The organism is Rothia mucilaginosa, assembly GCF_964211445.1.
Classification (GTDB): domain Bacteria; phylum Actinomycetota; class Actinomycetes; order Actinomycetales; family Micrococcaceae; genus Rothia; species Rothia mucilaginosa_E.
Window position 1 is genome coordinate 1 of the sequence record NZ_CAXOQT010000029.1, and the last position, 26,746, is coordinate 26,746.

Consider the following 26,746-nt stretch of genomic DNA (forward strand, 5'->3'; position numbering starts at 1 on the left):
TGGGTTTATGGGGTTGAGGGGCGAAGCCTAGCCGGCGTGAACGTCTTCATCGTGTACGTTCTCGTGGCACAAATCCTCGTGCAGAATATCCCGCGCCGGATGCTGCCGCGCCCGCTCTTCCGCAGCACGGTCAGACAGCGAATAAAACCACGTAATGTGCTCGCACACCCGCTCATAGGCCGCCTGCTCATCGTGAGAGGTAATCGCCTCAATAATGCCGTAATGCTGCTGCTGCAACGTGCGCTTGACCGCCTCCCAATCCTTCAGGAAAGGAACCGCCTCCTGCACATAACTCATCGTTGCCATGTGCAGAGAGTCAATAACCGTATCAAGCACAATATTGCCGCCGAGCTTCGACAGCTCATAGTGAAAACGCGTATCGCAGAAATGGAAACGCTCATCGCTGATCTGCTCATCCATCTCCGCCAGATGTACGCGCGCCCGCTCCAACGCTGCCGCACGCTCCGGGGTGTCCGGCGCGGCAGCCGCCGCACGCGCCGCAGGGCCCTCCAGTAGCAGACGGGTTGAGACAACGTCCTTCACCGGCAGGCTACGGGTCGCAATGTGCATGCGCAGCGCCCAGCTGAGCGCATCCGACGGCTCAGAAATGATAATCGCGCCCGACTTCGGCCCCGAACCGGTACTGGAACGAATCAGACCCAGCGCGTTCAGAACGCGCAGGCCCTCACGCACCGAAGGGCGGGAAATACCGTGCCGCGCCGCCAGCTCACGCTCGGAGGGGAGCTTATCGCCCACACGCAGCTCACCCAGGCGCAGGCGCCGCTCAAAGTTCTCCAGGATGATGCTGTAGCTGCGGTCCGCCAGAATCGGCTGGCGGTCAACCGCAGGGGGCGCCTCAGCAGGCTGGGTATCGTCATAAGAACGAGGCATAATCTCTCCTGATAACGAGGCGGATAACGAAAAGAAATACTCTGCGCCTGAGATATCTCAGAGCTAATTCAGAGATATTTCGGGCTATTCGTTGAGTGGTCAGGACATAAAAAGCGGGGCGGCAGAACCGAGAAGGTTCGCCGCCCCGCCGTGGCCACCGGAAAATACCGGGGCGAATGTCCTACTGTTCGTGAAGCGGATGCTCCAGGAACTCTCTAAAACCTGAGCTTCAGATTAGGGAATCATGAAGGACAGAACGTTGGTCTGCAGGAAGACCAGGACGCAGACGAACAGGAGCATAGCGAAGGACCAGGGGAGGACAGCCTTGAGGATGTCGGATTCCTTGCCTTCCATGTCCACGGAGGTAGCAGCAATAGCCAGCGACTGCGGGGAGATCATCTTACCGACCACACCACCGGTGGTGTTAGCAGCCAGCATGAGCTCGGGGGTTGCGCCGTGGATACCTGCGTGCTGCAGGTTCTCAGCAGCAGACACCTGCAGCTTGGCGAACAGTGCGTTCGCACTGGTGTCCGAACCGGTCACAGCGGTACCGATCCAGCCCAGAGCCGGTGCGAGGAACGCGTAGACGGTGCCCAGGCCTGCCAGGAAGGTACCCATAGCAATGGTCTGACCGGAGAAGTTCATGACGTATGCCAGTGCCAGAACCGAAGCAATGGTCAGGATGGACCAACGCATGCGGTAGACAACGGAACCGAACTCGGTGAAGATTGCCGGGAACTTGAAGGCGTAGCGGCCCTTCTCGTTGAAGAAGAAGTAGACGACCGCAACAACCAGACCGGAGATGATCAGCAGGGTGCCGGGGTTGGACATCCACGCGAAGTTGTAGACAGCGTCCTTGACGGGCTTGCCGTCAGCGGTGACGAGGCGGGAGCTCAGAGCCTGGATATCAATCTTGATGACGAAGCTCTTCAGCCATGCCTTCAGGCCAGCGTGCAGGTTAGCAACACCGAAGATTGCAACGACGATGACGTAGGGCAGCAGTGCCATCCAGACGCGAACGGCGGGCAGAGCTTCCTTCTCTTCAGCCTGTGCGGGCAGGCCGTAGCGTTCACGAACGCCTGCGACGCCGCGCGGCTTCCAGAACTGCAGGAAGACAACAGCAACACCCATGGAGACGATGCAAGCAACAACGTCGGTCAGGTTGTATGCGGGGGTAGCAGCGGTGACCCACTGTGCAATTGCGAAGGAGACACCGATGATCAGTGCGGGCAGCCAAGCGTCCTTCAGGCCCTGCATGCCGTCGAGGATGACGAGCAGGATGAGGGGAACGAGCATTGCCAGGAACGGAGCCTGGTGACCAACGATGGTTGCGATAACGTGTGGGTCCTTGCCGCCAACGTCAGCTGCGGTGGTGATCGGGACAGCAACTGCGCCGAATGCCACGGGTGCGGTGTTAGCGATCAGAACGGTGACAGCAGCCTTAAGGGGCTTAACGCCCAGGGAGAGAATCATGGTTGCGGTAATTGCAACGGGAGCGCCGAAGCCAGCCAGTGCCTCGAGCAGACCGCCGAAGCAGAATGCGATGAGGATAGCCTGGATGCGCAGGTCGCCGCCGCCGAGGCGGTCGAAGACGCGGCGCAGATCTTCAAAGCGGCCGGAAAGGACGGTGATCTGGTAGAACCAGATTGCACCGAGGATAACCCAGCAGATGACCAGGCCGTAGATGCCACCGCGGACGGCGCTCAGACCGGCGAGGTCAGCGGGCATGTGGAAGCCCAGCGCTGCTACGAGGATGGATGCTGCCAGTGCCACGAGTGCGGACCAGTGAGCGCGTGCCTTAACGCCCAGTAGCATCACAAAGAAGGTGAGGAGGGGAATGGTTGCCACGAGCGCGCTGAGGCCGAGGCTACCTCCCACTGCATTGGTTACAGCGGTATAAGTTTCCACTGGAACTCCTTTGGTTCAGGGTGTGTTTTGTGTGTGGTCAGACCATAGATAATTCTGTGGGGAACGAGTCATTGTTCCCTGCATGGGGATGTGGTCAGACCATTGATCGCATGTTTAGAAGAGTACCGGATAATGTGGTGTTTCACCAAAAGTGACCTGACTCATTTTTGTGGAAGGCGACCGGAACCTGGGCTCGCTTCCAGTGAAACTGCCGAAATATTGCGGTTCTGATAGTTAATTCCAGGTTCTGAAACTCGAATATTTTCAGATACATCACGAGTTGGGTGTATGGGTCATTGGTTTACCCAGGGGAGAGTCTTCATTTGGACGCATATACCCGAAAAGAATGTTGTTTTAAAAAGGAAAAGCCCCATAAAACAACCATAAAATCTTCAGAACGGCGGATTTCTAGGGGGTTTATGGTCCACTTCTGTGTGTTTGATAAATGTTCAATCTGCGAAAAGAATATAGGGGTCTTACGGGGGGTGCATGGGAGATGAGGTCACATGTACCGGAAGGTAGGGAAATATACCTTAAGGTCAGGTCGACCTAACCGGTTATTTAACAAGGAAAGTATGTGCTATTCCAACTAGAGAAAAGCCGCTCAACGGTGTTAAATGGCTAGAAAGATAAAAGACATCACCACGGTTTCTGATCCCACCGCATCCCACCTCCACTTGGGGCGCGCACATTAGCCGGAACCATCCGGCCCAGCTTCCCCGACTCAATACATCTGAGTCGCTTCTTTGGAAGACCGAACTTGTTCGGACTGTGCCCCGCCTGCCCCAGACGCAGGCGGTGAGACCGAGAAACTCTGAACACAGAGGAAAGGACGGACAAGTCATGCGCATTGCACTCTTCTCCACGTGCATCGTTGACGGCATGTACCCCCGCGTAGCACGCGCCACCGTCGAAATTCTTGAGCGCCTGGGCCACGAGGTTGTCTTCCCCCCGAACCAGACCTGCTGCTCTCAGATGCACGTCAACTCCGGCTACTTCGATGACGGTTACGAAGTCATCAAGAACCACGTTGAAGCTTTCGACTCCTGGGACTGGGACGTAGCTGTTGCACCCTCCGGCTCCTGCGTTGCTTCCCTGCGTCACCAGCAGGCAATGGTCGCACGTAGCCGCGGCGACGAAGCGCTGGCTCTGAAGGCAGAGCAGATTGCTTCCCGCACCTTCGAGCTTTCCCAGCTGCTAATCGACATCCTGGGCATCACCAACGCTGCCGAGCAGCTCGGCTCCTACTTCCCCGAGCACGTCACCTACCACAGCTCCTGCCACGGTATGCGTATGCTCGGCCTGGGCACCCGCCAGCAGGACCTGGTCCGCACCGTCGAAGGCATCAAGTACACCCAGCTCGAGGGCATGGACCAGTGCTGCGGCTTCGGTGGTACCTTCTCCTTCAAGAACGCTGACGTCTCCGGCGCAATGGTCAACGACAAGGCAGACAACGTTGAAGCAACCGGTGCTTCCGTCTGCACCGGCGGCGACTGCTCCTGCCTGATGAACATCGGCGGTGCGCTGATGCGTCGCGGCTCGGACGTTCAGACCATCCACTTCGCTGAGATCCTCGCATCCACCAAGGAAAACCCGCTCAAGATTAACTCCGAGCGTGTTGAGCTCTCGATCGGCTAAGGAAAGATAAGACCTCATGACCGCTATTCAGCTTGGTATGCCCAAGGTCGTTCACTACGGCGAGGGCAACATTTTCGAAGAAACCCCCTTCCCCAAGTACGCGAAGGAAGAGCTCAAGAACGAGCAGCTACGCGCCAACCTGCGCTTCGTGACCCACGCGATCCGTAACAAGCGCGCACGCGTCACCGCAGAGGTGCCCGACTGGCAGGACCTGCGTAACACCGGTGAGTCCGTCAAGAACTACGTTCTGGCGAACCTGCCCGAGCTGCTCGAACAGTTCGAGCGTAACTTCACCGCCGCAGGCGGCCACGTGCACTGGGCACGCAACGCCACCGAGGCGAACCAGATTGCTCTGGACCTGATTCGCGAGCAGGGCGTGGACGAAATCATCAAGATTAAGTCCATGGCAACCGCAGAGACCGGCCTGAACGAATTCCTCGAGGAAAACGGCATCAACGCTATTGAGACCGACCTCGCGGAAGAAATCGTCCAGCTCGGCCACGACCGCCCCTCCCACATTCTGGTGCCCGCAATTCACCGCAACCGCCGCGAAATCCGCGACATCTTCCTGCGCGAAATTGAGGGTATTAACCCGGACATCACCGATGAGCCGGCAGAACTGGCAGAGGCATCGCGTAACCGTCTGCGTAACAAGTTCCTGAACACCACCGTGGCAGTCTCCGGCACCAACTTCGGTATTGCTGAGACCGGTACCCTGACCATCGTGGAGTCCGAAGGTAACGGCCGTATGTGCCTGACCCTGCCCGACACCCTCATTACCTTCATGGGTATTGAGAAGATTCTGCCCACCTTCCAGGACTACGAGGCATTCCTGCAGCTGCTGCCCCGTTCCTCCACCGGTGAGCGCATGAACCCCTACACCTCCATGTGGACCGGTGTGACCCCCGGTGACGGCCCGCAGAACATGCACGTCATCCTCATTGACAACGGCCGTACCGCTGTTCTGGCTGATGAGCTCGGTCGCCAGGCACTGCGTTGCATCCGTTGCTCCGCTTGCATGAACGTGTGCCCCGTGTACGAGCGCGCAGGCGGTCACGCCTACGGCTCCACCTACCCGGGCCCCATCGGCGCGATTCTGTCCCCGCAGCTCTCCGGTATCGAGGCAGCAGAGAACAACTCCCTGCCGTACGCATCCTCCCTCTGTGGCGCATGCTACGAGGTCTGCCCCGTGAAGATTAACTTCCCCGAGGTTCTCGTGCACCTGCGCGCTAAGGACGTCGAGTCCAAGCACGCTGTCCGCGAGTTCGAGGGCAACAAGAAGGCTCCCTTCTCGCAGATGGACGGCATGATGCTCGGCGCGAAGAAGCTCTTCACCTCCGGCAAGATGATGTCCATTGCAGAGCGTGGTCTGCCCATGTCCCGCCTCATCAGCGGCCGCAAGCACAAGATCACCGCTGTTCCCGGTATCGTCGGCGGCTGGACCGCTTACCGCGACATCCCCGAGCCCCCCAAGGAATCCTTCCGCAACTGGTGGAAGAAGGAGAAGGGTCAGGCTCCGGCACGCGATAACGCACAGCGCGTTGACATTCAGGCCCTCATCGAGGCCAACAAGGGTAAGGCAGCTGAAGCGGCTGCAAACGCTAAGGCTGCTCAGGAAGCCCGTGAAGCTAAGGAGAACAACTAATGTCCTCTGCTAAGGAAGATATCCTCGCACGTATCCGCTCGTCCCTGGCTGACGCACCCGTCGCCCCCGAGCCCGTACGTAACTACCGCCGCGTCAGCGAGCTGAACGAAGAGCAGACCATTGAGATGCTCGTCGACCGCCTCATTGACTACAAGGCAAACGTGTTCCACGCGAACAAGGAGAACATCTCCGAGGTCATCGCAGAGCGCCTGGGTGAAAAGTCCACCTACGTGGTTCCCGAGGGCCTGAACATGGAGTGGCTGCCGGCTGACACCGCTGACCGCAAGCGCGTCACCGACTCCGGTAGCACCCTCAAGCCCGGCTGCCTGTCCCTGAAGGAACTGGACGCAGTTGACGCTGTGGTGACCGGTTCGACCGTCTCCTGCGCAGAGACCGGCACGATCTTCTTGAACACCAACCCCGATGAGGGTCGCCGCGCCATCACCCTGGTGCCCGACCACCACATCTGCGTGGTGCCCCGTTCCACCGTCGTGGAGCTGGTTCCCGAGTCGATCGAGCGTATCACCTACACCCGCCCCGTGACCATGATTTCCGGTCCGTCGGCAACCAGTGATATCGAGCTGATCCGCGTGGAGGGCGTGCACGGCCCCCGTACCCTGGACGTCATCATCTACGACGCCTAAGGTGCAGCGCCAGAAGGCAAACCTCTAAAGAAAACCGCCCGAGAGCTAAGGCTCCCGGGCGGTTTCTTTATGTCCTCGCGACGTCTAGCTGCAGAAGCGAGGCGACAGCCATGAGCGCACAAAAACGGTGGCGGGCCCATGTTCCCGCCACCGTTCTGTGCTTATAGGGTGGTGTATCGACGGTTAGCGTCGTAGCGCCCCGTGAGGGTGCTTAGGCGCGTGCGTCGAAGTGCTGCAGACCGGAGTCCTCACGGCTACCGCCCTGGCCATCGCCAACATCGTGGTAGTCCTTGATCCACTCGATCTTCTGAACCCACTTGACCATCTTGTAGCCGTGCATGGAGTCCGCACGCAGACGGAGCGGGCCACCGTACACATCCGGCAGGGGCTTGTCGTTCATGCCCCACGCCAGGATGGTCTCATCTTCCATTGCCATGGAGATGTCCAGGCACTCGTAGTAGGGTTCGGTCGGTCGGCCGTCGTAGGTGTGGCCCACGTGGCCGAAGGAGATCACCATAACGTAGCGTGCCTCGTCGGTCTTCTCGACCAGTGCGAGAACGTCGCGCAGGCGCACGCCCTCCCACTTGGCGATGCCGGTCCAACCCTGCATGCAGGTGTGCATGGTGATGTTGACTTCCTTGCCCAGCTGCTTGAGCTCGTCAATGCTCAGGGACTTGGATTCCTTCACCAGGCCGCCCAGCTCCAGGCGGTAGTCAACGAACTCGTGCTCCTTCAGGCGGTTCCACTCGGTGCTCTCACGCTCGGTCGGCGGGCGAGTGTTGACCCAGTGGAAGGGCGAAATGTCGGCATCGGTGAAGGTCTTCTTCTGCACCTGACGGGAGGTGATGCGGTCCAGCAGGACGTTACGAATCGGCTGGGTCAGACCCCAAATGAAGGTCTGGGTGAATCGCAGGTCGCGCAGGGACCAGTACGAAGCGAAAATCCACAGAGCCACAGCGAAGACAATGCCGCCAATGAGCATGGTGACTGCCTGAGCGAACTGTGCTGCGTCCACCTCGTTGTAGGGCTTGTTCAGCATCATGTGGGCGATGTTGTACTGGGGGTGAACCACGAACACCAGCGCCACGTGAATGACGGTGAAGACGCAGTAGAACGCCATGCCCAGGAAGTGGATGGAACGTGCGGTCTGGCGGTTACGGAAGAGGCGCACGTAGCCGGGGAAGCGGCCGCAGAATGCCGGGCTCATAATCGGGCCGGTTGCAATCATCAGTGGTGCCACGATGAACACCACGGTGAAGTACATGATCTGCTGCAGAGCGTCGTACGGCTGGAAATGCTCAATCGAGGGAATCTGGAAGCCAGCGTAAATCTGGATGGACTCCCAGGCCTGCGGGATGATGTCCCAGCTGGTCGGGACGATGCGGCGCCACTGACCGGTCAGGAACAGCAGGGAGACATATACCAGACCGTTAACAATCCAGATGACGGTCACCAGCGCGTGCCATGCGCGGCCCAGACCAATCTGGGCCTTACCGGGCAGAGAAATCAGGGGAGACAGGGTGCGCTGGTCATCGCGCGCCGTAAATGCTCCGGGGGTGGTAGGGACCTTGTCCTTGGTGAACTTGATCCACTCAGAACCCGGGGTGCAGTGGTTGTTCCAGTACAGGCGGGGGTGAGAGGCGAGAACTTCCCAACCTGAACGAATCAGGAAGCCCATCATAATGAAGTTGATGAAGTGCGTAATTCGGAGCCAGGCCGGGAAGTCCAGCTCTACGCCACCAGTGCTCGCGGTGAGGAGTAGTTGGTGCATGATATTTCCTTCGGAAATGACTGTGTGTGCAGACAATCGTTAGGATTCAGTGCGAGGCCTTGAGATAAGAGGTTAGAAATAATTACCTTTCTGAACCATATGATCCTCCTCCGTGGTTGGGAGCCGCCGGGGGTATCGTCGCGGATACTCCCGAAAGGGGCACCTCCCGTGTGTGAGATGGGAGGCGCGCCAGCTCCCGCTGGGGCGGAAGCGGCTCTGTGTATGTATGTTGGTTTATGTGTGTTTTAGGGAAATTCCCTGTCCGCTTTCAATTTTATAGGACAAAGTGTCAGTCGAGAAAGCTAAGACACGTCATGTTCTGTAATATTTGCATAAAAAATCCGAATTTAAGGAAGATTCTCATTTTTCCGCGGTTTATAAGGTCACTCGGGTGTAAAAAACCCACCGCAGCCTCAAGAGAGGATGCGGTGGGTTTTGATCATATATGTGGGATGCATGTTGGTTTGCAGGGTCTTAACTGCCTGGTATTGTGTGGTTTTATAAAGCTAAACCCACATAAGGTTGGGGTGACTGTAAGCGGGATACCCGCTCAAACCGGTTCATCACCCCAATCTTGAAGGACCGGAGCGCAACCACAGTGTAGCTGAGGCTACTTCTCCCCAGAACCCGCAGTCTTCGCAGAGCCCCTGCGCTTCTTCGCCTCAGCCCGAGAGGCTGTGCGGGAATCAACAGAAGCGCCCTCAGCATCAGCAAAGCCGGGCTGAGCATCAGCCGGGGACTCAGAATCAGACGGGGTCTCAGCGTCAGACTGCGCATCAGCGTCAGACTGCGACTTCAAACGAACCACCGGAATCATGCCCGTGGTCAGCTTTGTCTGAGCGTTACGCTGAGCCTTCAACGCGTTCATCTGCTCCTTACGGCTCGGCTCCTGCTGAGCCGGTTCCGCAGAACCAAATGCCTGACGAATACCCAGCGCCCACAGCGGGAACAGCAGAACCGTCAGCGCGCCACCAGCAACCAGCAGCGACGCGGTTGACTCCTCCAAAAGATCCGAACTGGTCGCAACCTCTGTCACCGCCACAATAATCGGCAGACCCGCAGCCGAATACAGAGCCAACTGCGCCTTCTGCGCGCGCGTGGTCAAACCCGAACGGGTATCGAAGAAATGCTCCGCCAAAAGAACCGGAATACCACGGCACAGCAAAATACCCACCACCACGGCAAGCAGGCCCAGAGGATTCGCAAACACCGCAGACACGTTAATACCCATGCCGCTGACCACGAAGAACAGCGGAATCATGAACGTAAAACCAACCACCTCAAGGCGGCGAGTCATCATATGCAACGCCGCCGGAGGAGTCAGAGTACGCAGAATCAGGCCCGCCGCAAACGCGCCCAGCACCGCATCCAAATCAAAGAGCGCAGTACACATAATCAGGGTCGCCAGCAGGAACATCGCAAGACGCAGAACCGTCTGACCGGTCGTATTCGCCTCCGCAGCCATAATCTGACGCAGACCCGGCACATGCGCAAACAGGCGGTGCGGAATCAACGCCGTAATCACCGCAACCACCATAAATGCCAGCAGCACCACAAACGCCATACCCGGCGAACGCGACGACAACAACAGCGAAATAGCGAAAATCGGCAGTAGCTCACCCACAGCGCCGTGCACCAGCACCGCATTACCCACCGGCGTACCGGCGGCACCGTGAGACTTCAACATCGGCAACAGAGTGCCCAACGCTGTGGAGCTCAGTGCCACACCCACCGCAACATACGTATTCAGCTCACGCGAGAACGAGGTAATCACCGCCGCACCCGCCATACCCAAGGCAAAACACACAAACCACGTGGCAATAGCGCTATAACCCTGGCGGCTACGCAGAGACGACACATTAATCTCAAAACCCGCAATCAAAAAGAGCATGCCCAGACCAAGCTCCTTCAGCAGCGGGATACCGCCCTCACTGCTGGCGAGGTTGAACATATTCGGGCCAATGAGCAGACCAAAAATGAGCAGGAAAACCACATCGGGGATCTTCTTACCCGTCAGACGCGAAAGAATCGGGGACAGCAACGCAACCAGGGTAATCCAGAAAATGGACACAAACTGGCCGCTATCGTGGCTCGACCCTTCCGAGAGGGTCGTACCCGAGGCAAGAAGAGCAGCGGAAGTTCCCCAATTCGTCAGAAAAAGAGGGGATAAAGTCGAAAACATAAAACCTCAACGTGGTGTATGTGCAGGTGGGGCGCGTTTGAGATAGTAAACGGGGCAAAAAATGCGCCCGCAGGAAAGCCCCACCTTTAAGAACGTACCAATGGTACACACCTACCCCCGCACAACAACACTTGAACAGCACTCACCAGGGGCGAGAAGCCCCGGTCAACAGCCGACAGAGAAGCGGCATGAGAGCAAAACCTCCGCGCCACCGCCCCGCTGGACACAGCTTCCACCGTTACACTTAACACCTATGCCAGCGCATCCGGCACACACCACCGGAAGCGGCATATACCCGGCAGGGCGCACACCCTGGCGTAGCCCTAGCAGGGCACGCAGACTCTCAAACACGGCACTACAAGGAGCGAGGACATGGCAGCAGGGCGCACACAACCCATCCCCACCGTCAGCAGCGGGGCACGCGCCGCCTCCCTCGGAGGCACCCGACGCGACCTCGGGCTCGACCTTGCCCGCGCCTTCGCCGTGCTCAGCCTGCTCATCCCCTTCGGATACTGGCTACAGCTGATCCCGGTGTCCTGGAAATTCTGGATCCCGCAGACCCTCGTACCGGCTGAACCATTCTTCGCCGCCATCCTCGGCGCAGCTACCTGGCGGTACGCCCGCACCGCAAACTTCCCGCAGCTCTTCGCCGGAACTATCGTGCGATTCCTCGCGCTACTTCTGCTCGGCGTGGCACTCATGCAGGGCATCAGCTACCTGCCGCAAGCCGGCGTGACCGTACCGGCGCAGGGCTTCGCATACTCCCTGCCCTTCGACATGCTCGTGCACCTGGCGCTACTGACCCTGCTGACCCTATTCGTCGTGCACCTGCCGCTATGGGCAGTCGCAGCGCTTGCGGTGCTCACCAGCCCCTTTATCACCTGGACCTACACCCTGCTTATGGATGTAGCCGCCCAGGCTGATGCGTGGACCGCCGTTCAGCTGCCCTTCCTGGCGAGCCACGGCGTCAACCACGCCCAAAGCGCCCAGCTCATCTGGGTCATGTGCCTGGGCATCGTGCTCGTACGCCTCTACGACAATCTGCAGGCAAAGCTCGCAATCCCCGTCGTACTCGCCGTACTGGCGCTCGCCGTGTACCGCACCTTTAACCCCTACACCGAGCTGGGCTTCCTCAACAGCCCGCAGGTACTACTGACCCTGAATCTGGCGGCAACCCTCTACTTCTGGGCTGAATGCGCGCGCCTGCTCTCCGCGCAGGCGGGAATGCTCACCCCCGTTGCGCGCCTGGGCCAGATGTCGCTGAGCGCCTCCATAGTGCTGAGCGGAATTATCATCTACACCGGCCCCACCATCAAGGCATTCACCGTCGGCGAGCACTACGTGGCAACCGGAGGCTGGGGCACCGCCGTGTACTGGAGCGCCTTCCTGCTGTTCGGCGCCGCAATCGCCCTGGGCTTCTGCACCCTCTGGTCGCGCATGGCGCGCTCCGTAGCCGGACGCGGCCCCCTGGAGGCGATTCTCGCCCTTATCTCCGGGCGCGGCTAAACACGGCCGTACAACGTACAAGCGACCCCTTACCTGCATTTCTGCACGGGGAGGGGGTCGCTTTTATGCATTCAAGCTCTGCACCAAAAATACTGTGGCAGAAATACTGCGACAAAAATACTCCGGGTACGACAAAGCCCCGGTCCAGAAGACCGGGGCTAGTTGTCGGGATGACAGGATTTGAACCTGCGACCTCGTCGTCCCGAACGACGCGCGCTACCAAGCTGCGCCACATCCCGATGTTGACCTATCAGCGAATACCGTAGGCAACTCACCTAGGATAACCCAAAAAAATTCAGAACGCAACACAGCGGCACGTCACCGGATGTTGGGGCGGCTCAGAGGCGCCTAAGCGTCAGCCTCCTGAACCTGATTCAGCTCATCCCACGAGGCGTACATCGCCGCAAAACGACCGCCGGAGGCAATCAGCTGCTGCGGGGAGCCGTCCTCCACCACGGAGCCCTCATGAATCACCAGCACACGATCAGCGCCCAGAACCGTCGAGAGGCGATGGGCAATCACCAGCGCCGTACGCCCCGCCAACACAGTACGCAACGCCGCCTGCACCGCACGCTCACTCGGAATATCCAGCGAAGCCGTCGCCTCATCCAGAATCAGCACCCGCGGATTAGCCAAGAACACGCGAGCAAAGGACACCAGCTGACGCTGACCCGCCGACAGGGTAATACCGCCGCGACCCAGACGCGACTCGTAGCCGTCACGCAGACGCTCAATGAACGCATCAGCACCCACCGCCTTCGCGGCAGCCTTCACCTGCTCATCGGTCGCCTGCGGGTTACCCATGCGGATATTCTCCAGAATCGACGCGGAGAACAGGAACACCTCCTGAGTCAGCATGAGCACCTCACGGCGCAGCTGCACATCCGCCAGCTGGCGAACATCCACGCCGTCAATACGCACCTGACCGGACGAAACATCGTAAAAACGAGCCACCAGCTTAGCGATAGTCGACTTGCCGGCACCCGTAGCACCCACTAGCGCCACGGTCGTACCCGGCTCAATGCGCAGGGTCGTCTCCTTCAGCGCGTGACGGTCCGACGTGTACCCAAAGACTGCCGAATCCAGCTCAACCAGAGCGCCCTGAACCTTGCCGCCCCCAGCAGCACCGGTAGCAGACTCCACGGCGCGCTCATGCGGATGCTCAGGCTCAGCAACCTCCGGCTCCTCAGCCAGGAACGACGAGAGCTTCTCCAACGCGGACATCGCCGACTGGAACATGTTGTAGAACTCGGAGAGCTGCATGACCGGCTCAAACACACGGTTCGCATAAATCACCAGCGCCAGCAGGGTACCGATCTGCATGGTGCCGCCCAGCACCGCATAACCACCCAGCACCAGCGCACTGGCAATAAACACATTGCCCAAAAGCATCAGCACGGGCGAGTAGATGCCGAAAATCTTAATCGAATCCATCACCGCCAGGCGGTAACGCTCCGACGCCTGCGCGTACTCGGAACGCATCTGCGCCTCCGCACCAAACGCCTTCACCGCGCGGATACCCGTAAAAGTCTCCACAAAACGGCTCGTCAGATGTGCAGACTCGGTACGCATCGTGCGGAAAACCGGCACAGCCGTCTTCTGGAACCAACGCGTCAAAAAGTAAATCGGCGCGCCCATGACCAGCATGAACAGACCAATACGCCAGTCCAGCAGAAAAATAGCGACCGCAGAAATCACCATGGACAGCAAGGTAATCGCCAGCTGGCTAATGCCGCTGTCCAAAAAGCTACGGACCGTATCAATATCGCTGGTCAGACGCGAAATGACCTTGCCCGAGGTGTACCGCTCATGGAACGACACGCTCAGCGACTGCGCGTGACGGAACACCCGCTTACGCAGGTACACCACCACACCCAGCGACACACGCACCGTGTACGCCACGTTGACCCACGAGAAAATCGCGGTCACCGCGGTAGCCGCCACAAAAAACACCAGCAGGGTCAGCAGAACAGATGCGTCACCCTGCTTGAGCGGCTCAATCGAACTATCCAGGACGCGGGCAATCAGAATCGGCGCAATCGCCGAAGACCCCGACACCAAAAGCACCGAAATAATCGACAGCGCCAACGCCCCACGATGCGGGCGCAACATCTGACGCAGCAGAGCCATCGAGCGTTCACGGGTTTCCGCACGCTCCTGCGGGCTCATCTGCTCCCGCGGCTCCGCCGGACGATGATGGGCCATTAGCCCTCCTCCATCGTCATCAGCTGGCGGTACTGCTCCGAAGAATCCATCAGCTCAGCGTGAGTACCCTCAGCCACCACGGCACCATCAACCATCAGCAGCACGCGGTCAGCCAGAGCCACCGTGGAGGGGCGGTGCGCCGTCAGCAGGGTAGTGGCGCCGCCCAGGCCCTCCAGGCCCTCACGAAGGCCGTTAATAATACGCTCCTCGGTGTTCACATCCAGCGCCGAGAACGGGTCATCCAGCAGCAGAACGGAGGGGCGCTTCGCTAGGGCGCGCGCCAACGACAGACGCTGACGCTGACCACCCGACAGGCTCAGGCCCTCCTCGCCAATGCGGGTATCCAGACCATCCGGAAGCTCCGCCACGAAATCGCACGCAGCCAGCTGCAGCGCGGTCTGAAGGGTCGCCTCCAGCTCTTCTGCGGTGGGGTAGTCCTCATCCTCGGTGCCGTGTTCGTACTGCTCGGCAACGCCCATCAGCACGTTCTCGCGGACCGTGCCGGAGAAGAGCACCGCCTCCTCAAAGACGAACGCGGTCTGGGCGCGTACCTCCTCAATAGACATGTCGGCGGTATCGCGGGTGCCAAAACGCAGGGAACCGGAGGTCGGCTCGTAGAAACGCGGAACCAGCGAGAGCACGGTCGACTTGCCGCTACCGGTTGCACCAACCAGCGCCAGAATCTCGCCCGGGAAGACCTTGAAGTTCACGTCCTTCAGCACGGACACCTCGGGTGCCTTTGCCTCGGAGTCTGCACCGGTAGCCTCTGCAGGAACAGCGGCAGGCGCCTCGGCTGCGTCGTAGCTGAACTGAACATGATCGAAAGCGACAGATACTGCGCCACCGCTGGGGTACTGCATAGTTTCCTTCCCGGAGCCGCCCTCGGCAGACACTCCAGCTACTGTTGACGAATCAGAAGCACCCTGCGGATGCTCGGGCCCAGACACAGCCCCGGAGTCACGGACCAGTGGCACGGCCTCAAAGCCGGGCTCGTCCATGACCTCGTTGTGGCGTTCGAGCGCCACCTTATAGCTCAAATAGGCAGACATCAGCGCGGTCGAGCGCGTCACGTGGCTGAGCACGGTTGTCTGCACCGCAAAGTAGGCGGTCATCGCGCCCAGACTCAGGGTGCCCGCCGCAACCTGCGAAGCGCCCACAGCCAGCGCCACCGCCGTAGAGACACCCACAATCAGACCCTGGTACAGGGCAACGCGAGCCACCAGCATCGACCTGCCGTACTCGCGCACCTGCAGGGCATCCACGGACTCGGAATATTCCTGAATCTGCTCGGGGGAGCGGCCCAGCGCCTTAATCACGCGGATACCGCGCACCGACTCCTCAATACGGGTGGAGAGGTCGCCCGTCATCTGCTGAATCTCATGCGAGGCGCGGTAGTACTTGCGGGTGAAGTTCACCAGCGACAGCACCAGAATCGGCACGGTCACCACGAACACCAGCGCCAGGGACGGCGAGGAACGCAGCATGAAGAAGCCACCGACCAGGAACATCACCACAATAGTCAGCAGCTGCACAATACCGAAGGACAGCCAGCGGCGAATCGTACCCAAATCGCTCATGGAACGGGTCAGCAACTGACCGGACGGCCAGCGATCCAGCAGAGAAAGCGGGGCGCTGAGCAGCCGGTCAAAGAAGTTCATGCGCATGGACAGCTCAATCGTGGAGGTCGGGTCCACAATCAGCCAGCGCCTCCAATACATGAAGGAGGCGTGCGCAATACCCAGCAGAAGCACCAGGCCACCGGCAATCCAGATGGCGCTTTCAGTGGTGCTCTGCGAGAGATGATCCACGATAATCTGCAGCATCTGCGGGATGGCAATCTCGAGGGCACCGGCGCCGAACGCCACGAGCAGACCCACACCCCAGCGCACACGAATCGGACGCGCATAAGCCGCCAGGGTGCGCGGGGCGCGTTGACCGTGCGCGTAGTCAATTGGGTCGGGGGTCGGCTCGCTCGCGGTCTCCAGGAAGGGATTGCGGCGGCGCTTAGCCGTGCGTGCTGTAGAGGCCTCAGGCATTAGCGGCGACCACCTGCCGAAGCGGCGGTAGGCTGCTCCTTATCGCAAGCCGTGAGGGTCACCAGAATCGCCTCCGGCGGGCAGAACAGACGCACCGGAGCAAAACGAGAAGTACCCAGACCGGCAGAAACCTGAACCGGAACACCGGACTGCTCGCTCACGCCCTTCGCACGCGAAGGCGGCAAATCGCAGTTACTGACCAGGGCGTGACCGCCGGGCAGGCAGACCTGACCGCCGTGCGTATGGCCGGCAAAAATAGCCTGTGCGCCATCCTGTACGAAACGGTACAGGGTACGCATGTAGGGGGCGTGCGCCACGCCAATACGGACGCTCGGCTCGTCCCCCTCATCGAAGGCACCGGGGGCGAAACCGGGGTGCTCATCGTAGCGCAGGTGCGGGTCATCCACACCGGAGAACTCCAGACGCAGACCCTTGAGGTTCAGCGTGTCGTAGCGGTTGACCAGGCCCGTCCAACCGCGCGACTCGAAGGCGTCGTGCATCCGCTCAATGGGCAGTGCTACGCGTGAGCCCTCCTCAATCATCTGCGGGGTGCGTGGCTGCCACAGGTAGCGTGCCGGGTTCTTGAAGACGGGCGCGAAATAGCAATTCGAGCCGGGCACAAACACACCGGGGAAGTCCATGAGCGGGTCGAGCGCCTCCAACAGCGGCTCCATACCGCCCACGTGAGAGAGGTTGTCGCCCGTGTTCATCACCAGATCCGGCTCCAGAGCAGCCAGCGAATGCATGAAGTCAATCTTCTTCTGCTGGCCCGGAATCATGTGCATATCCGAAATATGCAGAATCCTGAAGTCTGGGCTACCGGCAGGCAGCACCGGCAGAGACTCGGTGCGGAGCTGAAAATTATTCAGCTCAATAAAGTGCCCATACGCCGCCGTGGCGGCCCCCAAGGCTGCAGTGGCGGCTACCGCCCCCGCAACCTTCTTCAGGAGCGGGGAGGAGCCGCGTGCGCCGGGGACCGCCACGGGGACGCGGGCGTTGACTGCGTTTTCACACATTATCAATCGCCTTTCAGGCTTCAGCTGGATTAGCTAGGGTTCGAGCTGTAGGACAGAACCTTATCGCTGGGGGTGGTGAAGTCCTTCGTGTCGTACTTCGGAGCAATCGTCTTCATGAACGACTGCCACTGTGCACCCGCGTAGGTTGCACCATCGACGTACTCGAGGACTCGACCGTTAATGCCCACACCGTTCAGGGAGCGGAAGCCGAGGTTGTTCGAACCAACCCAAGACGCGGTGGACAGGCCACGAGTGTAGCCCACCTGCCAGGTCTGGGAGGAGTTATCGTTCGTACCGGTCTTCGCAGCCGAACCGTTCGGCAGGCCAATGCCACGCTGGGATGCGGAACCGCCAGGCTGGATAACGCCCTTCAGAACCCAGCTAACACCGTTTGCGATGTCCGGCTCAAGAACCTGCTCGCACTGGTTCTGGTATTCCTTGAGGGTCTCACCGTTGGTCTTGGTGATCTTATCGACCGGGCGGGGGGTGCAGTACTTACCCTCAGAAGCGAAGATAGCGTACATGGATGCGCTGGTCAGCGGGGAAATACCGTACTTGGTACCACCGATGTTGGTACCCAGGTCGGGGATGCTGTGCAGCGGCTCGCCGGTACCGTCCAGCGCGTGCATCTTGATGGACAGGTCGTGCACATCGCACAGGTCAATCTGGGAGAGCATGCCGTACAGGTACGAGTTCAACGACTGGCGAATACCGTATGCAGCGGTACCATAGGTCAGACCGCCGTTGACTGCGTTCTTGTAGGACCAGCCGTTCGCCTGACCGGTGTAGTAGTACTTGCCACCGTCGTAGCACTTGGCGTTCCAGCCGAAGCTGGTGGGCCAGAACAGCTGGGTGCCGTTCACGGTGCCGTTCGCGCCGCGGCCGGTTCGGAGCCACTGAGCCAGAATAATCGGCTTGAAGGTCGAGCCGGGCTGGAAGCCGCTGGTACCACCGTAGGCGGCATCAACGTTGTAGTTGTACTCGGTCTTCGAGTGGTCGTTCGCGTCAGCAGGGGTGCCGAGCTCGGTGTTCTGAGCCATGGCGATGACGCGGCCGGTGCCGGGCTCAACACTGGTCAGTGCGGAGTTCACGTCGTTCCAGTTGGTGGCTGCCGGCTGGGTGGAGTCCACTGCCTGCTTTGCCGCAGTCTGAGCCTCGGGGTTCAGGGTGGTGACAACCTTCAGGCCACCACGCTTAATCGCGGTGTTACGCAGCTCAGCGGTTGCGCCGAGGGACTCGTCCTGCAGCAGGTAGTTGACCACGTAGCGGCAGAAGAACGCCTTGTCACCCGCCAGGGAACAGCCCTGGGACTTGGGGTGGACGTTGAGCTTAATGTCGCTGGCGATGGCGTCGCTGTATTCCTTATCGGTAATCTTGCCGTCGCGGAGCATGGTGCCCAGAACGATGTCGCGGCGTTCACGGGCGAGTTCGGGGTTCACGGTCGGGTCGTACACGTTCGGTGCCTGCACCAGACCGGCAAGAAGTGCGGACTGAGCCACGTTCAGGTCCTTAGCGGAAATACCCCAGTAGTACTGTGCAGCAGCCTCAACACCGTAGTTCGAACCGCCCAGGTTCACGATGTTCAGGTAGCCTTCAAGGATTTCGTCCTTGGACTTGTTCTGCTCCATAGAGATCGCAAGCTTCATCTCGCGAATCTTTGCGGCGTAGGTCTTGTTACCGTTCAGGGTTGCGGTAGCGTCCTCACCGCGAGCCACAGCGGCGTCCACAATGAGGTTGTTGACGTACTGCTGGGTCAGGGTCGATGCACCCTGACGGCGGCCGCTACCGGAGTTAATGATGTTGTTCAGGAACGCACGACCAATACCGATAGCGGAGACCGCACCGTGCTTGTAGAAGTCGCGGTCCTCCACCGAGACGATAGCGTCCTTCATGTTCTGCGAAATCTGATCCAGCTTGACCGGGTCGCGGTTCTCTTCGAAGAAGGTTGCGATTTCGGTCTTGCCGTCAGCAGCGTAAATAGTAGAAGGACGGGAGGAGATGCCATCGGCAATGTCGTCAGGAAGGTCCTGGAACCATGACATCGACGCGTTCGCGACCATACCGGCACTCACTGCCGGGGGTACGACAATAATTGCCGCGAGGAAACCGGCAATCACGCTGAACGCGAGGAACTGCAAAAAATCTCCCGGGCGGCGACGCGCACGGGTTTTCTTAGATGAAGCCATTCATTCAGTTTATCCCATGAAACTGTGAGAAGAAGCCCGTCTCGGCACCCCACAGGGAGGTGAACTTCTCCGCCCTAAGAATAAAGCCCCAAAAGCCGCGGACATTGACCAAAACCATAGCGAATCCCTTTTACTTATTCGACCCTGAAAGCTAGGCTAGAGGGTATGAAGAAATGGGAATACGCAACTGTACCGCTGATGATCCACACGACCAAGGCAATCCTCGACAACTGGGGTGAAGACGGCTGGGAGCTCGTCACCGTGCTGCCCGGTGCATCCGCACCTGCTGGCGCAACCCCCGCGTCGAACATGGTCGCTCCGACTCAGGGCAACCCCATCGCCTACTTTAAGCGCGAGAAGGCTGACTAAGAGCAGCGTACCCGGCGGTCACCTCACATATTCCTCTCCTCTTTATAGGGAAGTCGGAATAGATGAGGAAGGCCGCCGGTTAGCCGTTTAACCGCTGCCTGAACATCAGTAGCGTTTAGATTTGCGGCGTTCCCCCTATCACCGTTTGGGTGCCAGCACCCGCCATCCTTCTGGAGTAATCATGACTGAATCCCGTATTGAAGCACGTATCCGCGAACTCGGTTACGAACTGCCCGTAGCACCTGCCCCCGTTGCCGCCTACGTTCCCGCGGTGACCTCCGGCTCCTACGTGTACACCTCCGGCCAGCTGCCCTTCGTTGACGGCGCCCTGCCCGAAACCGGTAAGGTCTCCGACTCCGGCGCTGAAGGCTTCGTGACCCCTGAGGATGCAAAGAAGTACGCGGGTATCAGCCTGCTCAACGCCCTGGCAGCGGTTAAGTCCGTCATTGGCGACCTGGACCGCGTGCAGCGTGTCGTGAAGGTTGTTGGCTTCGTGGCATCCGAGGTGAACTTCACCGCCCAGCCCGCCGTCATTAACGGCGCATCCGAACTGCTCGGCGAAATCTTCGGCGAAGCAGGCCAGCACGCACGCTCCGCCGTGGGCGTTCCCGTTCTTCCCCTGGACTCGCCCGTAGAGGTCGAGATTATCGTTGAGTATGTCTAATCTGTACACCGGCGCGCTGCCGCTGTCTGCTATTCGTGCTGCCCAGGCTCAGCGGGCAGCACAAAGTGGCGCCCAAAAGACGGTGAACGGTATCGACGGTCACGGATCCGGCGAGTCGCAGGACATCAAGACCCTGCCCCTGCCGGTGCAGGAACGCCGTTTCGGCACCCCCACCCCGGCTGATGGCGTGGAACGCCCGCGCATGTTCACCGGCCGCCAGTCTGCGGCTAACCCGCGAACCTCCTGCATTCAGCGTCTCTACACGATTCCCGAGTTCATGCGCACCGCCGCCGAGAGCTGGCGTGAAGGCGGTAACGAAGGAACGAACGGCTGCACGATGCGCCAGGCGGCATCCGTCATTTTTGTGCGCGACGGCGATAACGGCCTCGAAACGATTCTGACCTACCGCCCCGGCACCTCTCCGCTGGGTGTGGTGGCGTTCCCCGGCGGTACGGCTCTTCCCGGTGATGATGAGTCCGCCTCCTGGGTGGGCCCCGGCGCCGAATATTGGGAAGAGCAGTTCCACTTCTCCGACATCGCTCAGGCACGCCGCAGCGTCATGGCTGCCGTGCGTGAATCCTTCGAAGAGACCGGTATTCTGCTTGCCGGTGAGGACGAACAGGACGTCGTGGAACGCTCCAGCACCCCCGAGCTCATGGCGTGGCGCGAGGCAGTCGCTGCTCAGGATAAGAGCTTCTCGGACTTCCTGACCTCCAGCGGCTTGAGCGTGCGCGCCGACCTGCTGCGTCCCGTGGCGCGCTGGCAGTCCCCGGACTTCTTCCTCAAGCGCTACGACATCGCCTACTTCAGCACGGCACTGCCCGTGGGCCAGGACCCGAAGCTGCTACTCGGTAAGGGCGTGTGGGGCGACTGGCTGAACGTGCGTGAACTGCTCGAAGCCAAGGACACCAGCGAACTAGGCGACCGCATCGGCCAGCCCAACACCGTGGGCCGCACCCTCGACCAGCTCATCACCCCCGGCGTGATGTGCCTGCTCGAATCCCTGGCGAAAGCACAGACCTCCGTGGCGTGGCTGTCCAAGCGCCGCAAGATCGAGGTGAAGAAGCCCGTGCTCGTCACCCACAACGGTGCGTGCATGCTCTCCTTCACCGAGGTAGTTCCGGCGACGACCGGATCCATGTACACCGGCGTGATGGGCGTGCTCTAGCGAGCTGCCGTAATGCTCGCTCTTGAGTGAAGCGTTAAAGAAATCAGGAGCCGTTTCCCCATGCAGAGGGAAACGGCTCCTGATCCTTTTAAGTCGTGCGTCTTTAGCGGGAACGCTGACGCAGGCGGGGCAGGTCCAGAATGACCACCGCGCGAGCCTCCAGGCGAATCCAGCCACGAGAAACGAACTCAGCAAGAGCCTTGTTCACGGTCTCGCGGGATGCGCCAACCAGCTGTGCCAGCTCTTCCTGAGTCAGCTCGTGAGCGACGAGCACGCCGTCGGTTGCGGGGCGGCCGAAGCGGTCAGCCAGATCCAGCAGAGCCTTAGCGAGGCGGCCGGGAACGTCGGAGAAGACCAGGTCAGCCAGTGCCTCGTTAGCGTGGCGCAGGCGGCGAGCCAGGGTCTTAATAACCTGATCGGAAATCGAGGGGTCCAGCTGCTGTGCGCGCTTGAAGGACTCGTGCTTGATGGCAGCCAAGCGGGTCTCAGAAACAGCCACAGCGTTGGTCGAACGGGGCGAGGGATCGAAGAGAGCCATCTCGCCGAAAACGTCACCGGGACCCATAATCGCGACCATGTTCTCGCGGCCGTCAGCGGCGGTGCGGCCCAGCTTGACCTTACCGGAGAGCACAGCGAAGAGCTGGTCGTCCTGGTCACCCTCGTAGAAGAGGACAGCGTTGCGGGAGAGGTCAATCTCCTGAATGTCATCGGTCAGCAGAGCGAAAGCTGCGTCGTCGAGGTTAGCAAAGAGAGGGGTACGACGGAGGATCTCGAGATCCATAAAGTTCTCCTAGATATGAGGTGATGAGCCGAAGCTCGTAAATGTTCAGTGAGTGAGCCCGAACCGGTGTCATGCGTCTCAACATCTGAAATGTGAGAAGGCTCAAGCTAGTGTGACATATTCAACTGATATGAGCGTACCCTAAAAAAGCGCTTTATGCATTCCGATATAGGGTGCTTTACAGCAAAAGTTATTTCTTTCGAGAAAATTCAAAGCTTCCCCACAGGTTCACCACCTAATATCAAGCATTCAGGTGTGTATTTTTTCGGTACCAAGCACGCTGACACCCTCATGACAAACCCTCATGACAAGGAGGCACATCGCCTCCACACACGGTACGATGCGACGAGGCAGAAACCCGGCCCCAAAACCCGGGCACACAAGCCCACCGCACCCACCACTGGGTGTTAACGCGCCGCCACACTCACCGGGCGCCAGCCCGCACCAACCACATTGGGCACACCGTGACCACTTCTACCCCCCAAGGAGGCAATTAGTCGTGACGACTGGCATCAACCTGCTTGATATTGCTATCCCCATCATCTTGCTGCTCTACTTCCTCGCCGGAGTCCGCAGCGGATTCTTCACCACCCTCGGAACCTTCCTCGGCCTGGGCCTGGGCGTCTGCGCCGCAGCCTGGCTCGTGCCCCTCGCCGTCGCCTCCGTGGGATCCCAGTGGAGCCTCATTACCGCCGTCGGTGTGCTCATCATCTGCCTGACCATTGGACAGTGGCTCGGCCTCGTCGCCGGACGCACCATCCGGAAGGTCACCGACATCACCCCGCTCAAGGGCATTGAACGCTTCTTCGGCGGCGTGCTGAACCTCGCCGCCTGCGCCCTGGTCATGGTCGTGCTGACCATCTCCATGCGCACTGTGCCCATCCCGCAGCTCAACACCGTGCTCAGCGAATCCAAGACCCTCTCCTGGATGGTCGCCTCCACCCCCGAGGTCGTCAAGGACCGCATCAACACGGTACGCAATGACGTGCTCGCCTTCGGAACCATTCCGGAAGTCAGCCAGCTCATCGCACCCGAAACCAGCGCCCCCACCCAGACCGTAGAATCCGCGGCACTGGACCAGGCGGCAGCCTCGGTCGTTGAGATTCTGGGCGCTGCAGAGCAGTGCGGCTACACCTCCACCGGCTCCGGATTCGTGGCGGATAACGGCCTGGTCGTCACCAACGCCCACGTGGTAGCCGGCGTGACCTCCCCGGTCGTGCAGGACTCCCGCGGCCGCACCTGGCCCGGCACCGTCGTCTACATGGACACCGAACAGGACCTCGCCTTCATCAGCGTTCCCAAGCTGCCGCTCGCACCGCTGAACATCGGCACCAACGCCACCGCAGGTAGCCTCGTGACCTTCATGGGCTACCCCAAGGGCGGCCCGTTCAAGGCACTACCCGCCACCGTGCAGGGCATCGGCAACACCCAGACCATCGACGCCGACACCGGCCGCGCCAACGCTATGCGCCAGGTCTACCAGCTCGCAGCCGACGTGCAGCACGGCAACTCCGGTGGCCCCGTCCTCGACGAAAACGGCAACGTGGTCGGCGTGATCTTCGGTAAGGCAACCACCGGCCAGACCGGATACGCCATCACCGCAAGCACCCTCAAGCAGGCACTGGTAGAAGGCGGCGACAACACCGCCGCAGTCTCCACCGGCACCTGCCGCAAGTAACTAGCCGCTAGATAGCGATAAAAGTTCAGGCTCCCGCCCTCACACGAGGAACGGGAGCCTGAACTGTTTAACGGGGGTGAGTTACTCAGCGAGGTGCTGCACTGGGTTATTCCGCCAAATGCTGGGCGAGGAAATCAACCGCCATAACGTAACCGTACGCACCCGCACCGGCAATCACCGCAGTAGCCTGCGGCGACACAAACGAATGATGACGGAACTCCTCGCGACGATGCACATTCGACAGGTGCACCTCAACCACCGGAAGCTCAGCCGCCTCCAGCGCATCATGCAGCGCTACCGAGGTGTGCGTGTACGCCGCCGGGTTGATAATAATCGCCGCGCCACGCGTACGAGCACGCTGAATCTCATCCACCAGCGCACCCTCATGATTCGACTGCATAAACTCAATATCAAAACCATGAGCCGCCGCGCGTTCACGCACCATACGCTCAATATCGTGCAGAGTGGTGTAGCCGTACACCTCGGGGCGGCGCTGCCCAAGCAGGTTCAAATTCGGTCCATTAAGCACAAAAATCGTATCTGACATAAAACCAGTGTGGCACAGCCAGTGCCCGCTCAGCGGTAGCAGGCGCGAACTGCCCAGAAAATGACGGGGAGGGGCGAGAAACGCCGCGCGCCAAGTACGGTGAACCTCGCTACCGCCCGCACCCCCAAGCCCGGTACCCTCGCGCTATGACCGAGAACGCCACCCAGCCCGTAGCTGACACACAGAACACCGCGGCAGAGAACGCCGAATCGCTCCTGCAGATTCGCTTCGTCCCCGAATTCAAGGCAACCGCCGCAGCCCGCCGTCTCAAGGCACGCGCGCCCGAAAGCCACCTCGCCACCGTGCGCCGCGCCCGCAAAATCAACCGCATCCTCGGCGAAACCTACCCCTACGCCGTCGCAGAGCTCGACTTCGACAACCCCTTCGAGCTGCTCATCGCCACCGTACTCTCGGCACAAACCACCGACGTGCGCGTCAACTCCGTCACCGGGGCGCTCTTTGCACGCTACCCGGACGCCGCCGCGCTCGCCTCCGCACGCTACGAAGAGGTGGAACCGTACATCCAGTCCCTCGGCTTCTACCGCGCCAAGGCACGCTCCATCGTCACCCTCTCCCAGCAGCTCGTCGAACGCCACGGCGGGCAGGTTCCCTCAACCCTCGAAGAGCTCGTAGAACTCGCCGGAGTTGGCCGCAAAACCGCAAACGTCGTCCTCGGAAACGCCTTCGACGTGCCCGGACTGACCGTAGACACCCACTTCGGACGCCTCGCCCGACGCATGGGATTCACCACCGCAGACGCCCCCGAGGCAGTCGAAAAAGACGTCGCCGAACTCATCGAACGCAAAGACTGGACGCTCTTCTCGCACCGCATGGTCTACCACGGCCGCCGCATCTGCCACGCCAAAAAGCCCGCCTGCGGCGTGTGCCTCGTCGCCGACCTCTGCCCGTCCTACGGCGCCGGGGAGACGAACGAGCAGGCAGCGCGTAAACTCATGAAATACGAAATGGCACCCGGTCGAGAAGGCCTGCACCTGCGATTCCTGCAGGGCGCAACCCGCCGCGAACTCATGGCTGAAGGCTACCCGCTCAGCGCCTAACGGCGGCTGAACTAGAATGTAGCCCGCGCAGAAAAGAGGTACACAGATGAGCGAAAACTCGCCCCAGCAGGAGGCGCAGCACCCCGCCCAGCAGGCGTTGACGGCTCTCGCAGAAGGCGGCGTGGAATTCGACGTTCAAGCCCTGCTGCGTAGCGCACCCGCCAGCCCCCTGAGCAAAGAAGCCGCCGTGCTGATTCTCTTCGGCGCGCTCGATGACTCGCCCTCCTCCGGTGAATTTGAAGGCTGCCCCGAAAACGTCAGCGCCGACCTGGACGTACTGCTCCTCGTGCGTGCCGCAACCCTGCGCTCACACGCCGGTCAGCCCGCCTTCCCCGGCGGCAAAATCGACCCCGAAGACTACGCGCTTGCCGAAACCACCGGCGAACCCGTCGCCCACATCGCCGCACTGCGCGAGGCGGTCGAAGAAACTGGGCTCGACCCCGCCGGCGTGCAGGTCCTCGGCCAGTTGCGCACCTTGCCGCTACCCATCAGCGACTTCATGGTCACCCCGGTTATCGGCTGGTGGAACAGCCCTGTACCCGTCGAGGTTGTCGACCACAACGAGTCCGCGCTCATCGCCCGCGTGCCCGTGCGTGACCTGCTCAACCCCGCCAACCGGCACACCGCCTACGTCAAGCGTGGCCGCACCTCACACCGCACCCCCGCCTTCGAGGTGCGCATGCCCGGCGGCGAAGAATTCACCGTCTGGGGATTCACCGCAATTCTGCTCGACAGGATCTTCGACTCGCTCGGCTGGACCGTGCCCTGGGATAAAAATAAGATGCGCCCGGCACCTGGGTACGAGGAGTAAAGATTCTCGCGGAATAAATGCCTGACTAGCGAATTTAGGGTG

20 protein-coding genes and 1 tRNA gene are annotated in these 26,746 nt (G+C 60.3%); 10 read left to right on the forward strand and 11 right to left on the reverse strand.

All coding sequences use genetic code 11. From position 1 onward, the window contains the following. Positions 1-27: 27 nt before the first annotated feature. A complete protein-coding gene (locus AB8E48_RS07440) occupies positions 28-891 on the reverse strand; it encodes a FadR/GntR family transcriptional regulator (protein ID WP_314909696.1) in 864 nt (287 codons plus the stop codon). 234 nt (positions 892-1,125) lie between these two features. Beyond that, entirely contained in the window at positions 1,126-2,799 is a 1,674-nt protein-coding gene (locus AB8E48_RS07445) for an L-lactate permease (RefSeq protein ID WP_315258893.1), read from the reverse strand. An 843-nt stretch (positions 2,800-3,642) separates the two neighbouring features. Between AB8E48_RS07445 and AB8E48_RS07450 the strand changes: the two genes are divergently transcribed. The 3 genes from AB8E48_RS07450 to AB8E48_RS07460 are packed head-to-tail and all read left to right on the forward strand — an operon-like array spanning position 3,643 to position 6,726. Then, positions 3,643-4,437: a (Fe-S)-binding protein gene (locus AB8E48_RS07450; RefSeq protein WP_005504630.1), complete on the forward strand. Its 795-nt coding sequence runs from the start codon at positions 3,643-3,645 to the stop codon at positions 4,435-4,437. Positions 4,438-4,453: 16 nt separating this feature from the next. Continuing rightward, positions 4,454-6,082 (forward strand): LutB/LldF family L-lactate oxidation iron-sulfur protein, encoded by a 1,629-nt coding sequence (locus AB8E48_RS07455; protein ID WP_368886283.1) that lies wholly within the window; start codon positions 4,454-4,456, stop codon positions 6,080-6,082. Continuing rightward, a complete protein-coding gene (locus tag AB8E48_RS07460; RefSeq protein WP_049347182.1) occupies positions 6,082-6,726 on the forward strand; it encodes a LutC/YkgG family protein in 645 nt (214 codons plus the stop codon). Before AB8E48_RS07455 ends, AB8E48_RS07460 begins: the two co-directional genes overlap by 1 nt. Positions 6,727-6,937: 211 nt before the next feature. Here the strand turns inward: AB8E48_RS07460 and AB8E48_RS07465 are convergent, their stop codons facing one another. Together AB8E48_RS07465 and AB8E48_RS07470 are read right to left on the reverse strand one after the other, a co-directional pair. Further along, positions 6,938-8,497, reverse strand: a complete 1,560-nt coding sequence (locus AB8E48_RS07465; RefSeq protein WP_368886284.1) for a molybdopterin-dependent oxidoreductase — start codon at positions 8,495-8,497, stop codon at positions 6,938-6,940. Positions 8,498-9,107: 610 nt separating this feature from the next. Next, positions 9,108-10,568, reverse strand: a complete 1,461-nt coding sequence (locus AB8E48_RS07470) for a cation:proton antiporter (RefSeq protein ID WP_368886285.1) — start codon at positions 10,566-10,568, stop codon at positions 9,108-9,110. A gap of 483 nt (positions 10,569-11,051) precedes the next feature. On the opposite strand from AB8E48_RS07470, the gene AB8E48_RS07475 reads away from it, so the two are divergent. Then, positions 11,052-12,185 carry a hypothetical protein gene (locus AB8E48_RS07475; protein WP_368886286.1) on the forward strand — a complete coding sequence of 378 codons (1,134 nt, stop codon included), beginning with the start codon at positions 11,052-11,054 and terminating at the stop codon, positions 12,183-12,185. Between the two features lie 165 nt (positions 12,186-12,350). Here the strand turns inward: AB8E48_RS07475 and AB8E48_RS07480 are convergent. The 5 genes from AB8E48_RS07480 to AB8E48_RS07500 all read right to left on the reverse strand — a co-directional run bounded on the left by AB8E48_RS07480 (position 12,351) and on the right by AB8E48_RS07500 (position 19,628). Next, positions 12,351-12,424: transfer RNA gene (locus AB8E48_RS07480), tRNA-Pro, on the reverse strand. A gap of 109 nt (positions 12,425-12,533) precedes the next feature. After that, the gene (locus AB8E48_RS07485; RefSeq protein ID WP_368886287.1) at positions 12,534-14,390 is read right to left on the reverse strand and encodes an ABC transporter ATP-binding protein; all 1,857 of its coding nucleotides are present in this window, start codon (positions 14,388-14,390) and stop codon (positions 12,534-12,536) included. Then, a complete protein-coding gene (locus AB8E48_RS07490) occupies positions 14,390-16,426 on the reverse strand; it encodes an ABC transporter ATP-binding protein (protein WP_368886288.1) in 2,037 nt (678 codons plus the stop codon). Before AB8E48_RS07490 ends, AB8E48_RS07485 begins: the two co-directional genes overlap by 1 nt. Beyond that, positions 16,426-17,442 carry a metallophosphoesterase gene (locus AB8E48_RS07495; protein WP_296702134.1) on the reverse strand — a complete coding sequence of 339 codons (1,017 nt, stop codon included), beginning with the start codon at positions 17,440-17,442 and terminating at the stop codon, positions 16,426-16,428. The genes AB8E48_RS07490 and AB8E48_RS07495 overlap by 1 nt, the downstream gene beginning before the upstream one ends. Before the next feature lie 29 nt (positions 17,443-17,471). Beyond that, positions 17,472-19,628, reverse strand: coding sequence for a transglycosylase domain-containing protein (locus AB8E48_RS07500; protein ID WP_368886289.1), 2,157 nt, complete (start codon positions 19,626-19,628; stop codon positions 17,472-17,474). A 165-nt stretch (positions 19,629-19,793) separates the two neighbouring features. Between AB8E48_RS07500 and AB8E48_RS07505 the strand changes: the two genes are divergently transcribed. From AB8E48_RS07505 to AB8E48_RS07515, 3 genes are all read left to right on the forward strand, one after another. Then, the gene (locus AB8E48_RS07505) at positions 19,794-19,997 is read left to right on the forward strand and encodes a hypothetical protein (protein WP_005504647.1); all 204 of its coding nucleotides are present in this window, start codon (positions 19,794-19,796) and stop codon (positions 19,995-19,997) included. Positions 19,998-20,178: 181 nt separating this feature from the next. Beyond that, entirely contained in the window at positions 20,179-20,661 is a 483-nt protein-coding gene (locus AB8E48_RS07510; protein ID WP_070831969.1) for a RidA family protein, read from the forward strand. Next, positions 20,654-21,829 (forward strand): NUDIX hydrolase, encoded by a 1,176-nt coding sequence (locus tag AB8E48_RS07515; RefSeq protein WP_368886290.1) that lies wholly within the window; start codon positions 20,654-20,656, stop codon positions 21,827-21,829. The genes AB8E48_RS07510 and AB8E48_RS07515 overlap by 8 nt, the downstream gene beginning before the upstream one ends. 103 nt (positions 21,830-21,932) lie before the next feature. Here AB8E48_RS07515 and AB8E48_RS07520 read toward each other — a convergent pair whose 3' ends face one another. After that, entirely contained in the window at positions 21,933-22,610 is a 678-nt protein-coding gene (locus AB8E48_RS07520; protein ID WP_005504653.1) for a Crp/Fnr family transcriptional regulator, read from the reverse strand. Positions 22,611-23,109: 499 nt separating this feature from the next. Between AB8E48_RS07520 and AB8E48_RS07525 the strand changes: the two genes are divergently transcribed. Further along, positions 23,110-24,288, forward strand: a complete 1,179-nt coding sequence (locus AB8E48_RS07525; protein WP_368886291.1) for a MarP family serine protease — start codon at positions 23,110-23,112, stop codon at positions 24,286-24,288. Positions 24,289-24,394: 106 nt separating this feature from the next. On the opposite strand, the gene aroQ is transcribed toward AB8E48_RS07525, so the two are convergent. After that, the gene (gene aroQ, locus AB8E48_RS07530; protein ID WP_368886292.1) at positions 24,395-24,835 is read right to left on the reverse strand and encodes a type II 3-dehydroquinate dehydratase; all 441 of its coding nucleotides are present in this window, start codon (positions 24,833-24,835) and stop codon (positions 24,395-24,397) included. A gap of 146 nt (positions 24,836-24,981) precedes the next feature. Between aroQ and nth the strand changes: the two genes are divergently transcribed. After that, positions 24,982-25,893 (forward strand): endonuclease III, encoded by a 912-nt coding sequence (gene nth / locus AB8E48_RS07535; RefSeq protein WP_368886293.1) that lies wholly within the window; start codon positions 24,982-24,984, stop codon positions 25,891-25,893. A gap of 46 nt (positions 25,894-25,939) precedes the next feature. Next, entirely contained in the window at positions 25,940-26,704 is a 765-nt protein-coding gene (locus tag AB8E48_RS07540; RefSeq protein WP_368886294.1) for a CoA pyrophosphatase, read from the forward strand. Positions 26,705-26,746 lie beyond the last annotated feature (42 nt).

Coding starts and splice junctions, on each gene's coding strand:
- AB8E48_RS07440 (WP_314909696.1), bottom strand. CDS start 891: ATGCCTCGTTCTTATGACGATACCCAGCCTGCTGAGGCGCCCCCTGCG.
- AB8E48_RS07450 (WP_005504630.1), top strand. CDS start 3,643: ATGCGCATTGCACTCTTCTCCACGTGCATCGTTGACGGCATGTACCCC.
- AB8E48_RS07455 (WP_368886283.1), top strand. CDS start 4,454: ATGACCGCTATTCAGCTTGGTATGCCCAAGGTCGTTCACTACGGCGAG.
- AB8E48_RS07460 (WP_049347182.1), top strand. CDS start 6,082: ATGTCCTCTGCTAAGGAAGATATCCTCGCACGTATCCGCTCGTCCCTG.
- AB8E48_RS07465 (WP_368886284.1), bottom strand. CDS start 8,497: ATGCACCAACTACTCCTCACCGCGAGCACTGGTGGCGTAGAGCTGGAC.
- AB8E48_RS07475 (WP_368886286.1), top strand. CDS start 11,052: ATGGCAGCAGGGCGCACACAACCCATCCCCACCGTCAGCAGCGGGGCA.
- AB8E48_RS07485 (WP_368886287.1), bottom strand. CDS start 14,390: ATGGCCCATCATCGTCCGGCGGAGCCGCGGGAGCAGATGAGCCCGCAG.
- AB8E48_RS07490 (WP_368886288.1), bottom strand. CDS start 16,426: ATGCCTGAGGCCTCTACAGCACGCACGGCTAAGCGCCGCCGCAATCCC.
- AB8E48_RS07495 (WP_296702134.1), bottom strand. CDS start 17,442: ATGTGTGAAAACGCAGTCAACGCCCGCGTCCCCGTGGCGGTCCCCGGC.
- AB8E48_RS07500 (WP_368886289.1), bottom strand. CDS start 19,628: ATGGCTTCATCTAAGAAAACCCGTGCGCGTCGCCGCCCGGGAGATTTT.
- AB8E48_RS07505 (WP_005504647.1), top strand. CDS start 19,794: ATGAAGAAATGGGAATACGCAACTGTACCGCTGATGATCCACACGACC.
- AB8E48_RS07510 (WP_070831969.1), top strand. CDS start 20,179: ATGACTGAATCCCGTATTGAAGCACGTATCCGCGAACTCGGTTACGAA.
- AB8E48_RS07515 (WP_368886290.1), top strand. CDS start 20,654: ATGTCTAATCTGTACACCGGCGCGCTGCCGCTGTCTGCTATTCGTGCT.
- AB8E48_RS07520 (WP_005504653.1), bottom strand. CDS start 22,610: ATGGATCTCGAGATCCTCCGTCGTACCCCTCTCTTTGCTAACCTCGAC.
- aroQ (WP_368886292.1), bottom strand. CDS start 24,835: ATGTCAGATACGATTTTTGTGCTTAATGGACCGAATTTGAACCTGCTT.
- nth (WP_368886293.1), top strand. CDS start 24,982: ATGACCGAGAACGCCACCCAGCCCGTAGCTGACACACAGAACACCGCG.
- AB8E48_RS07540 (WP_368886294.1), top strand. CDS start 25,940: ATGAGCGAAAACTCGCCCCAGCAGGAGGCGCAGCACCCCGCCCAGCAG.